An 11,131-nucleotide genomic window follows, 5' to 3' on the forward strand; every position below is an offset into this window, starting at 1 on the left:
CTGCTGCGGTCGTGCTGGAAAAGCGTGCGCTCTCAGTCATGTGCAGAACCAGGGCCGGCTAAGCGATCTCCAGCCACATCGCCAGGTAATCGAAGAACAGGCAGTACAGGGCAATCGGCAGCGGCAGGCCGAGCAGGGTGCCGAGCAGGTAGGTGCGAAAGGGCACGCCGGACAGGGCGAGGCTGTAGTTCAGCGCCGGTACCGTCTGAAACAGCGTGCGCAGGGCGATGATGCTGGCCAGCGGGTGGCGGTCGAGGCCGGCCAGCAGGTGCTGGGCCAGGCGGTTGTCGAGTTCGCGCAGGGCATTGCCGCCCAGGTAGCGGATGGTCAGGAAGGTGACCACGCAAGAAGCGCTGGCGGCCAGGTAGGTGGCGATGCCGCCATAGACCCTGCCCAGCGCCAGCACCGCGGCGGCGAGGAAGATCCAGCCGGGAATCTGGATCAGGTTGCCCAGGGCGAACAGCAGGATGAACAGCAGCAGGCCGCTGACCGGGTGCATCAGGATCAAGTCATGCAGGGCTTGCAGGTTGAACCGGGCGCGGATACCCAGGGCCTCGAACAGCAGGAACAGGCCCAGCAGGAACAGGAGCACCAGTAACAGTCGATGGGAGCTGCGCATGGCGGGCCTCGGCGGTTGTGAAATAAATCGAGCGCCGTAGCGAGCGCCTGGAGGCGGTCGCAGTAGGCTCAAGCTCTCACTGCTCAGGGGTAAGCGAGTATGGCCTTGATCCGCATGAGGTTGGCGGCGATCCACTGCGGATCGATCGCACCCCAGTCGCGAATGGTGTAATGCCCGGCGTTGTTGCGCTCGCCTGCCTGCTGGACGAAGACGCAGTCGATGTCCAGGTCGGCGAGGGCGGTGAGGGTGTCCTGGGCGGTGCGCCGGGGCATGCCGGTGGCGGCCATCAGCGCCGGCACGCTGCAGGCGGTGCCGCTGTCGATCAGCCAGGCCACATAGAGGCGGCGGTAGAAACTGGTTTTGGTCTTGCTCACATCCATCGGTCGAGGCTCCTGCGCTAACAGGCTGTTGAAAAACTACCTGCGTTGGCAATACTGCGTTAAAAACAGGCTCGGCAAGCCGCTTGCGGCTAACGCGCTTCAGCGCGGCCCGTAGGGCGAGCGAAGCGAGTAATGCTCATTTACAGCTCGTAAACTCGCGTGCGAGCCCAGTCCGCTTCCTCGCCTGTTTTTGCCTTGTCTTGCCTGCCTCGCCTACGTTTTTCAACGGCCTGCTGAGGGTGCGCCGCTGTGCGGACACACCCTTAGCCTAAGCGGCTATCGACTGTCAGGCCAGGGTGGCGATGCCGATATAGGTCGCGGCGCCGGCCAGGTAGCCGAGCAGGGCCAGCAGGCTGATCTTCTTCAGGTACCAGATGAAGTTGATCTTCTCCATGCCCATGGCCGCCACGCCGGCCGCCGAGCCGATGATCAGGCAGCTGCCGCCGGTGCCGGCGCAATAGGCCAGCAGTTCCCAGAAGGTACCGTTGACCACGAAGTTACCCAGCCAGCCATCGCCGCCGGCCGCGGCCAGGGTGTCGGGGCTGACCAGTGGGTACATCTTCATGGCACCGGCCACCAGCGGTACGTTGTCGACCACCGAGGACAGCAGGCCGATGGCGATGTTGATGGCGTAGACGTTGCCCAGGCTTTCCTTCAGGGCGCTGGCGACCTGGGTCAGGTGGCCGGCGGTGGCCAGGCTGGAGACGGCGAGCAGGATGCCGAGGAAGAACAGCACGCTGGTGGTGTCGATCTTGCGCAGTACGCCGACCACCGAGAGGGGATGCTTGTCTTCATCGTTCTTGCCGCGGTGCAGCACTTCGGTGACCACCCAGAGCACGCCGAGGCCGAGGAGGATGCCCATGTAGGGTGGCAGGTGGGTGACGGTCTTGAACACCGGGACGAACACCAGGGCGCCGATGCCGAGGATGAACACCAGGTTGCGCTCGAAGGGGGTGGTCGGGTCGCGACGCTCCTCCTTGGTCGGCTTGACCACCGGGCGTTCGAACTCACCCTTCAAGGTCAGGCTCAGCAGCAGCAGCGGCACCAGCAGGCAGACCAGGCTGGGGATGAACAATTGGGCGACGATGCCGCTGGCGGTGATCTGGTTGCCGATCCACAGCATGGTGGTGGTCACGTCGCCGATCGGCGACCAGGCGCCGCCGGCGTTGGCGGCGATCACCACGATGCCGGCATAGAACCAGCGCTCGTGTTGTTCCTTGACCAGCTTGCGCAGCAGGGAAACCATGACGATGGTGGTGGTCAGGTTGTCCAGCGCGGCCGAAAGGAAGAAGGTAATGAAACCGATCATCCACAGCAGGTGCACGCGCTTGCTGGTGCGGATGCGGTCGGTGATGACCTTGAAGCCTTCGTGGGCGTCGATCAGCTCGACGATGGTCATGGCGCCCATCAGGAAGAACAGGATCTCCGACACTTCACCGAGGTGGTGGCGCAGTTCGGTTGTGACTTCGTGGGACGCGCCTTCTCCTGCCAATAGCGGCAGGATGCTGTCGGCTCCCAGCACCAGTACCGTCCAGCAGACCACGGCGGTGAGGATGGCCGAGGCGGCCTTGTCGATTTTCAGTGGGTGTTCGAGGGCGATGCATAGATATCCGAACACGAATATCAATGCCATTAGTACGTATGCAAACATAGGCTGAGTTTCCAGTCAGAAGGTTAAGGTTAAGGTTTGAAATCGTTAGAAAAATGCTAAGCGGCAGCCTGCATCAAGAATGCTTCGAGCGGAAAGCGTCGCGCCAATTGGCGGCGTTTATAGGCGATTCCAGGTTGCACTGCGTTGATGCTGGACAAGAATAGAAACCTTATGTCGTTCAGTTGAGTCGTACCGGTCAAGGTCGGCGTTGACTGCTGCCGGGGGCGTTTTGCGGCCACCACTTGAGTGCGCCGATAGGGCATTTTTCCGGTCAGAAAAAAGCCCGCGATCTTGCGACGGCGGGCTCTGTTCACGGCTATAAATCGGCGATGCGCTCGCGCTGCTCGGCGAGTTTGCCGAGGGCCTGTTCGGCCTCGGCCAGTTTGGCCCGCTCCTTGTCCAGCACCTCGGCCGGAGCCTTGGCGACGAAGCCTTGATTGCTCAGCTTGCCGCCGACCCGCTTGACCTCACCGTCCAGGCGGGCGATCTCCTTGTCCAGGCGTGCCAGTTCGGCGTCCTTGTCGATCAAGCCGGCCATCGGCACCAGCACCTGCATGTCGCCGACCAGGGCGGTGGCGGACATCGGCGCCTCTTCTCCGGTTTGCAACACGCGGACCGACTCCAGCTTGGCCAGCTTGTTCAGCAGCGGCGCGTTGTCGGCCAGGCGGCGCAGGTCTTCGTCGCTGGCGTTCTGCAGGATGATGTCGATGCGCTTGGCCATGGAGATTTTCATCTCGCCGCGGATCTGCCGCAGACCGAGCATCAGTTGCTTGACCCACTCGATATCGCCTTCGGCGGCGGCATCGATGCGGCTCTCGTTGGCCACCGGCCAAGCCTGCAACATGATGGTTTCACCATCGACGCCGGCCTGCGCCTTGATCCGCTGCCAGATTTCTTCGGTGATAAAGGGCATGAACGGGTGGGCCAGACGCAGGGCCACTTCCAGCACACGGACCAGGGTACGGCGGGTGCCGCGCTGGCGTTCGATGGAGGCGTTCTCGTCCCAGAGCACTGGCTTGACCAGTTCCAGGTACCAGGCGCAGTACTCGTCCCAGATGAATTCGTAGAGCGCCTGCGCGGCCAGGTCGAAGCGGAAGGCGTCGAACTGGCGGGTGACTTCGGCCTCGGTGCGCTGCAGGGCGGAGATGATCCAGCGGTCCACCGAAGACAGCTCCACCGGTTCGCCATTTACGCCCGTATCCTGGCCATCGGTGTTCTCGATGACGAAGTTGGCGGCGTTCCAGATCTTGTTGCAGAAATTGCGGTAACCCTCGACCCGGCCCATGTCGAACTTGACGTCGCGCCCGGTGGAGGCCAGCGCCAGGTTGGTGAAGCGCAGGGCGTCGGTGCCGTAGGCGGCGATGCCCTCGGGGAATTCGGCGCGGGTCTGCTTGGCGATCTTTTCGGCCAGCTTGGGCTGCATCATGCCGCTGGTGCGTTTGGCCACCAGGGATTCCAGGTCGATGCCGTCGACGATGTCCAGCGGGTCGAGCACGTTGCCCTTGGACTTGGACATCTTGTGGCCCTGGCTGTCGCGCACCAGGCCGTGGACGTAGACGGTCTTGAACGGTACTTGCGGCGTGCCGTCGTCGTTCTTCACCAGGTGCAGGGTCAGCATGATCATCCGCGCGACCCAGAAGAAGATGATGTCGAAGCCGGTGACCAGCACGTCGGTGGGGTGGAAGGTCTTCAGAAATTCGGTCTGCTGCGGCCAGCCGAGGGTGGAAAAGGTCCACAGACCGGAGCTGAACCAGGTGTCCAGTACGTCTTCGTCCTGGCGCAGCGGCTGTTCGCCGAGATTGTGCTTGGCGCGTACTTCAGCCTCGTCGCGGCCGACGTAGACGTTGCCGGCCTCGTCGTACCAGGCCGGGATGCGGTGGCCCCACCACAGTTGGCGGCTGATGCACCAGTCCTGGATGTCGCGCATCCAGCTGAAGTACATGTTCTCGTACTGCTTGGGCACGAACTGGATCGCGCCGTCTTCCACGGCCTTGATCGCCGGCTCGGCCAGAGGCTTGGTGGAGACGTACCACTGGTCGGTCAGCCAGGGCTCGATGACGGTGCCGGAGCGGTCGCCCTTGGGCACTTTCAGCGCGTGGGCATCGATGCCTTCCAGCAGCCCGGCGGCCTCGAAGGCGGCGACTATCTGTTTGCGCGCCTCGAAACGGTCCAGGCCGGCGTATGCGGCCGGCAGGCTGCCATCGATGTCGCTATTGACGCTGCCGTCGACGTTGAATACCTGGGCGCTGGCCAGCACGGCGGCGTCCTTGTCGAAGATGTTGATCAGCGGCAGGTTGTGGCGCTTGCCGACTTCGTAGTCGTTGAAGTCGTGGGCCGGGGTGATCTTCACGCAGCCGGTACCGAATTCGGGGTCGCAATAGTCGTCGGCGATGATCGGAATGCGCCGGCCAACCAGCGGCAGCTCGACGAAGGTGCCGATCAGCGCCTGATAGCGTTCGTCGTGCGGGTTAACCGCCACCGCGCTGTCGCCGAGCATGGTTTCCGGGCGGGTGGTGGCGACTATCAGGTAGTCCTTGCCGTCGGCGGTCTTGTTGCCGTCGGCCAGCGGATAGCGCAGGTTCCACAGGTTGCCTTTCTCGTCGTGGTTTTCCACTTCGAGGTCGGAGATCGCGGTGTGGAACTTGGTGTCCCAGTTGACCAGGCGCTTGCCGCGGTAGATCAGGCCGTCTTCGTGCAGGCGCACGAAGGCTTCTTTCACCGCTTCGGACAGGCCGTCGTCCATGGTGAAGCGCTCGCGCGACCAGTCCACCGAGCTGCCCAGGCGACGGATCTGCCGGGTGATGGTGCCGCCGGACTGTTCCTTCCACTCCCAGACCTTTTCCAGGAACTTGTCGCGGCCCAGATCATGCCGGCTGACGCCGTCGGCCGCCAGCTGGCGCTCGACCACCATCTGGGTGGCGATGCCCGCGTGGTCGGTGCCGGGTTGCCACAGGGTCTTGCGGCCCTGCATGCGGCGGAAACGGATCAGCGCATCCATGATCGAGTTATTGAAGCCATGGCCCATGTGCAGGCTGCCGGTGACGTTCGGCGGCGGGATCATGATGGTGTAGGGCTGGCCCGAACCCTGCGGAGCGAAATAGTTGTTCGCCTCCCAGTTCTGGTACAGGGCGGTTTCAATGGCGTGCGGCTGGTAGGTCTTGTCCATGCGCGGCGGGACCCTTATGACGGCTGATCGGAAAAGCCGGCAAGTATAACGCCTATGAGCGCAAGCCATAAGCGTCAGACCGCCAGCTCGTAGGATGTGTTGAGCGAAGCGATACCCATGCTGTGGCGTTGAGCGCAGCGACAGCCGTCGCCGCGACCGGCAGGCAGGCCGGGAAATGCCTGCCCCCGGATTGCGCCACGGCCTGCTCTATAAATTCAGGCGGGCTACGGCTGTGGTTACTTGCGTGGCGGCAGCAGTCGGGTCAGGCGGGCTTGCAGGCGGCGCCTGAGTTCGGCCTCGATCTGCGGCACGAAGTCGTCGATCACATCCTGCAGGATCAGCTCGGCGGCGGCGCGCAGTTCGTTGTCCAGGCGTTGCAGTTCGCTGTCGCGGTTGAGGGTTTGCCGGATGCTGCTGTGCAGGGGTGTAGCCTGGGCTGGCGGGACGGACTCGGCGAGCGGCGGCGACGGGGTGACGATGTCCGAGAGCAGGGGAATGCTGTCCGGGTCGATCGAATCGGTCAGCAGTGGCGGATCGAGGTTTTCCTCGCCCAGCAGCTGGCGGATCGACTCGAGGTCGGCCAGCAGGTGGGTGGGCTTTTGCGGTGGTTTTGGTGTGTCCATGGTGCGGAACTTAAAGTTCGACTCGTTGCGGATCATAGCCGCGCTGGCGGTAACTGCGAAAATTCTCCCGGCAGGCGGTCAATAGATCGGGTTCTTGGTTGACGATCTCGATCACCCGGCTGAACTGTTCGACACAGGGTGAAAGGCTCGGGTTCAGGTTGATCAGCACACCTTGCCGGGTGTTCGGCTGCTCATCCAGGCCAATCACCACCGGCGCTTGCGGGTCGTCCTGGTGCAAGCTGTGCGGCACGAAGGCTTCGGCCTTGAAACGCCAGAGAAGTTCGTCGAGCTCGGTGCATTGCGCGCTGTCGCAGCCGCGCAGAAACACCGGCAGGCCATGGCGCCAGGCCTTCATCGCCAGCTGGCAGGCGGCGCGCAGGCGGTCTGCCGGGGCGGCGGAGGAGAGGACGTAAAACTCGATGCGCACAATCGGTCTCCAGATTACGTAGGAGCGGGCCATGCCCGCGAAGTCACGATCGCGGGCATGGCCCGCTCCTACAGGGTGGCAAGGGCCGAGGCCCTGGCGCATGTCGTGTCAGCTGGCAACCTTGTCGCTGCGATCCAGCAGGTACTGGGTCAACAGCGGCACTGGCCGGCCGGTGGCGCCTTTTTCCTTGCCGCCGCTGATCCAGGCGGTGCCGGCGATGTCCAGGTGCGCCCAGTGGTACTTCTTGGCGAAGCGCGAGAGGAAGCAGCCGGCGGTGATGGTGCCGGCCTTCGGCCCGCCGATGTTGGCGATGTCGGCGAAGGGGCTGTCGAGCTGTTCCTGGTATTCGTCGAACAGCGGCAACTGCCAGGCGCGGTCGTCGGCGCTCTGGCCGGCCTTGAGGAGTTGCTGCAGCAGGTCGTCGTCATTGCCCATCAGGCCAGAGGTGTGGCCGCCCAGGGCGACGATGCAGGCGCCGGTCAGGGTAGCGATGTCGATCACTGCCTGCGGCTTGAAACGTTCGGCGTAGGTCAGGGTGTCGCACAACACCAGACGGCCTTCGGCGTCGGTGTTGAGGATCTCCACAGTCTGCCCGCTCATCGTGGTGACTATGTCGCCGGGGCGTGTGGCGCCGCCGCTGGGCATATTCTCGGCGCAGGCCAGCAGGCACACCAGGTTGATCGGCAGTTGCAGTTCGAGCACGGCCTTGAGGGTGCCGAACACGCTGGCGGCGCCGCACATGTCGTACTTCATCTCGTCCATGCCGGCGGATGGTTTGATGCTGATGCCGCCGGTGTCGAAGGTGATGCCCTTGCCGACCAGGACGAAGGGCTTGTCGGTTTTCTTGCCGCCCTGGTAGTTGAGCACGATCAGTCGTGGCGGCTGGTCGCTGCCCTGGGCCACGGCGAGGAAGGCGCCGGCACCGAGTTCCTTGAGTTTTTTCTCGTCGAGAATCTCGACCTTGAGGTTCTTGTAGGTCTTGCCCAGGGTCTTGGCCTCTTCGGCCAGGTAGCTGGGGTGGCACAGGTTCGGTGGCAGGTTGCCGAGATCGCGGGTGAACGCCATGCCGCCGGCAATCGCCCGGGCATGCCGGGTCGCGCGCTCGACTTCGGCCTGATCGGCCTTGGCGCTGAGCAGGGTCAGCTTGTTCAAGGCCTTGGCGTCGGCCTTCTCGCTCTTGAACCGATCGAACTGGTAGTCGCCATCGGCCAGGCTCTCGACGATCAGGCGGGCTTTGCCATAGGCGTCGCGGCCCTTGACCTGGACATCGCCCAGGGCCAGCACGGCATCGCTGCCGCCCAGGGTCTTCAACACGCCATAGGCGGCAGTGAGCATTTTACGCAGTTGGCGGTCTGAGAGTTCAGCCTCCTTGCCGCTGCCGACCAGCAGTACCCGCTCGGCCTTGAGATTGGGCAGATTGTGCGCGAGCAGGGTCTGGCCAAGCTTGCCGGCGAGGTCGCCGCGCTTGAGCAGGGCGCCGATCGCCCCGGCGCTGGCGTTATCAATTGCTTTCGCCGTTTCACCGAGCTTGTGGCCTTCGCCGACGGCAATGACCAGGGTGGCGGTTTCCAGGGTTTCCGGACGAGCGCTTTTGACAATAAATTCCATGGCGTGGTGTTCCCAAGACAATGAGGCGTTATTGCAGGATAATGCCGGTTATTTTTTCGATGGTTCGTCTGTGTGCGAACCGGCAAACAGTGCGGCTAGTGTGATCGTAGCCGCCTGAGCCTGACAACCCTGGAGTGTCTGGTTTGATCGTGTTCCGTTATTTGTCTCGTGAAGTGCTGGTTACCCTGAGTGCGATGAGTGCCGTGCTGCTGGTGATCATAATGAGTGGCCGTTTCATCAAGTACCTGGCGCAGGCGGCCCAGGGCTTGCTGGATCCGGGTGTGTTGTTCCTGATCATGGGCTTTCGTTTGCCGGGGTTCCTGCAGCTGATCCTGCCGCTGGGGTTGTTCCTCGGCATCCTCATGGCCTATGGCCGGCTCTACCTCGACAGCGAGATGACGGTGCTCTCGGCCACTGGCATGAGCCAGCAGCGTTTGCTGGTCTACACCATGGCGCCGGCCTTGCTGGTGGCGTTGTTGGTGGCCTGGTTGAGCATGGGCCTGGCGCCGCAGGGTGTGGCGCAGGTAGCGAGGATTCTCAACGAGCAGGATGCTCTGACCGAATTCGACACCCTGGTGCCCGGGCGTTTCCAGGCCATGAAGGACGGTTCGCGGGTGACCTATACCAAGGAGCTGTCGGCGGATCGCGCCGAATTGGCCGGCATCTTCATCTCCGAGAAGCGCTTTTCCCGTGAGGGTGACAAGGAACGCGGCATCACCGTGCTGGTGGCGCAAAGCGGGCGCCAGGAAATCCAGGCCGACGGCAGTCGCTATCTGATTCTGCAGAACGGTTACCGCTACGACGGCGACCCCGGCCAGGCCGACTACCGGGCGATCCAGTACGACACCTACGGCGTGCTGTTGCCCAAGCCATCGGTCAGTGACGATGTCAGCGAGCGTGAGGCGGTGCCGACCCGCGACCTGATCGGCAGTGCCAATCCGCGCCTGCAGTCCGAGTTGCAGTGGCGTCTGTCGCTGCCGTTGCTGGTGTTCATCGTGACCCTGCTGGCGGTGCCGTTGTCGCGGGTCAATCCCCGGCAGGGCCGCTTTCTCAAGCTGCTGCCGGCAATCCTTCTGTACATGACTTACCTGGCGCTGCTGATCGCTGCGCGCAGCGCCCTGGACAAGGCGCGTATCCCCCAGGCGATAGGCTTGTGGTGGGTGCACGGCATATTTCTGTTGATTGGTCTTGTGCTGCTCTATTGGGAGCCGTTGCGCCTGAAGTGGGCGAGTCGCCGTGCCGGGTCGGAGGTGGCTCATGCTTAGATTGGATCGCTACATCGGCACCCAGGTATTTTTCGCGATCCTCACGGTGCTGGGGGTCATCGTCAGCTTGGCATTGCTGTTCGCCTTTATCGATGAGATGGGCGATGTCGAGGGTGGCTACGGTTTGCAGGATGCGGCCTGGTACATTTTCCTGACCCTGCCGCGGCGCGTCTACGAGATGCTGCCGATGGCGGCCTTGATCGGCTGCCTGATCGGCCTGGGCAGCCTGGCCAGCAACAGCGAACTGACCATCATGCGCGCCGCCGGGGTTTCCATTGGGCGTATCGTCTGGGCGGTGATGAAGCCGATGCTGGTGTTGATGCTGGCGGGCATCCTGATCGGCGAGTACCTGGCGCCCTGGAGCGAAAACCGCGCCCAGGCCGACCGGGCCATGGCCCAGGGGGCTGGCGAGGCGCAGAGCTCCAAGCGCGGTCTGTGGCATCGCCAGGGCGAAGAGTTCGTGCACATCAACGCGGTGCAGCCCAATGGTGTCCTGTTCGGGGTGACCCGTTACCGCTTCGACGATCAGCGCCACTTGCTGTCTTCCAGCTTTGCCCGCCGTGCGCAGTATCAGGGCGATCACTGGCAGCTGGAGAATGTGGCGACCACGCATTTTCGTGAGCGCAGTACCGAAGTGGTAAAAGCACCGAACGAACGCTGGGATGTCGAATTGAACCCGCAGTTGCTCGGTACTGTGGTGCTGGAACCCGACGCGTTGTCAGTAACAGGGCTATGGCGCTATATCCATTACCTGGCCGAGCAGGGTTTGAATAATGGCCAGTATTGGCTGGCATTCTGGAGCAAGGTGTTGCAGCCGGCAGTGACTGCTGCGCTGGTGTTGCTGGCCATTTCCTTCATCTTCGGTCCCTTGCGCTCGGTGACCCTGGGTCAGCGGGTCTTTACCGGCGTGGTGGTGGGCTTCGTGTTCCGCATTGCCCAGGACCTGCTCGGGCCTTCCAGTCTGGTGTTCGGATTCTCGCCGCTGTTCGCCGTGCTGATTCCCGCGGCGATTTGCGCCTTGGCGGGTGTCTGGCTGTTGCGCCGCGCGGGTTAGTTGTTGCAATCGATAAAAAGCCGGCGCTGAGCCTAATGCCAGTCAGTTAAGCTGACTGGCATTTTTTTTTCTGATCGGATACTTCGAGGATTTGAGCCTGATCGCCCGGGGATAAACACGCTCTTCTCGTCGATGCGGCAGGACATAGTGCAAGGCTGAAGCATGAAGCTCGGCCAGGTACTTGGGTATGTTCCCGGAGCGGTCCGCGGAAACGCTGTTGATAAAACCTAAAATCGCCCAGGTACACGCGGTAAAGCTCATTTCGCACGGGTAAATACCTGGGCAATGGCGGCTCATCTCCACCATCTGATAGCGCAGCAGGTTGTAGCCCAATAACA

General features: G+C 62.9%; 10 protein-coding genes and 1 pseudogene. 2 read left to right on the top strand and 9 right to left on the bottom strand.

The window, feature by feature from the left end:
- Positions 1–58: 58 nt before the first annotated feature.
- From BM315_RS17760 to BM315_RS17790, 8 genes are all read right to left on the bottom strand, one after another.
- Entirely contained in the window at positions 59–619 is a 561-nt protein-coding gene (locus tag BM315_RS17760) for a VTT domain-containing protein (protein WP_090503539.1), read from the bottom strand.
- An 83-nt stretch (positions 620–702) separates the two neighbouring features.
- Complete coding sequence (locus BM315_RS17765; RefSeq protein WP_090503542.1) at positions 703–999, bottom strand: winged helix-turn-helix domain-containing protein; 297 nt, start codon at positions 997–999, stop codon at positions 703–705.
- Between the two features lie 286 nt (positions 1,000–1,285).
- Positions 1,286–2,650: a sodium:proton antiporter NhaD gene (gene nhaD, locus BM315_RS17770; RefSeq protein ID WP_090503544.1), complete on the bottom strand. Its 1,365-nt coding sequence runs from the start codon at positions 2,648–2,650 to the stop codon at positions 1,286–1,288.
- Between the two features lie 56 nt (positions 2,651–2,706).
- Positions 2,707–2,964: a hypothetical protein gene (locus BM315_RS24395; protein WP_141123971.1), complete on the bottom strand. Its 258-nt coding sequence runs from the start codon at positions 2,962–2,964 to the stop codon at positions 2,707–2,709.
- Positions 2,965–2,966: 2 nt separating this feature from the next.
- Entirely contained in the window at positions 2,967–5,816 is a 2,850-nt protein-coding gene (locus tag BM315_RS17775) for a valine--tRNA ligase (protein WP_090503547.1), read from the bottom strand.
- Between the two features lie 236 nt (positions 5,817–6,052).
- Positions 6,053–6,439 carry a DNA polymerase III subunit chi gene (locus BM315_RS17780; RefSeq protein WP_090503570.1) on the bottom strand — a complete coding sequence of 129 codons (387 nt, stop codon included), beginning with the start codon at positions 6,437–6,439 and terminating at the stop codon, positions 6,053–6,055.
- Between the two features lie 10 nt (positions 6,440–6,449).
- Positions 6,450–6,869 carry a DNA polymerase III subunit chi gene (locus BM315_RS17785; protein WP_170862251.1) on the bottom strand — a complete coding sequence of 140 codons (420 nt, stop codon included), beginning with the start codon at positions 6,867–6,869 and terminating at the stop codon, positions 6,450–6,452.
- 105 nt (positions 6,870–6,974) lie between these two features.
- Positions 6,975–8,474, bottom strand: a complete 1,500-nt coding sequence (locus BM315_RS17790; protein WP_090503551.1) for a leucyl aminopeptidase — start codon at positions 8,472–8,474, stop codon at positions 6,975–6,977.
- A 143-nt stretch (positions 8,475–8,617) separates the two neighbouring features.
- On the opposite strand from BM315_RS17790, the gene lptF reads away from it, so the two are divergent.
- Complete coding sequence (gene lptF, locus BM315_RS17795) at positions 8,618–9,739, top strand: LPS export ABC transporter permease LptF (protein ID WP_090503553.1); 1,122 nt, start codon at positions 8,618–8,620, stop codon at positions 9,737–9,739.
- Positions 9,732–10,793, top strand: coding sequence for an LPS export ABC transporter permease LptG (lptG, locus tag BM315_RS17800; protein WP_090503556.1), 1,062 nt, complete (start codon positions 9,732–9,734; stop codon positions 10,791–10,793). Before lptF ends, lptG begins: the two co-directional genes overlap by 8 nt.
- Before the next feature lie 42 nt (positions 10,794–10,835).
- Here the strand turns inward: lptG and BM315_RS17805 are convergent.
- Positions 10,836–11,131: pseudogene (locus BM315_RS17805) on the bottom strand (IS4 family transposase); the annotation flags it as partial.

Origin of the sequence: Pseudomonas borbori, assembly GCF_900115555.1 — a bacterium.
In the GTDB taxonomy this organism is placed as follows: domain Bacteria; phylum Pseudomonadota; class Gammaproteobacteria; order Pseudomonadales; family Pseudomonadaceae; genus Aquipseudomonas; species Aquipseudomonas borbori.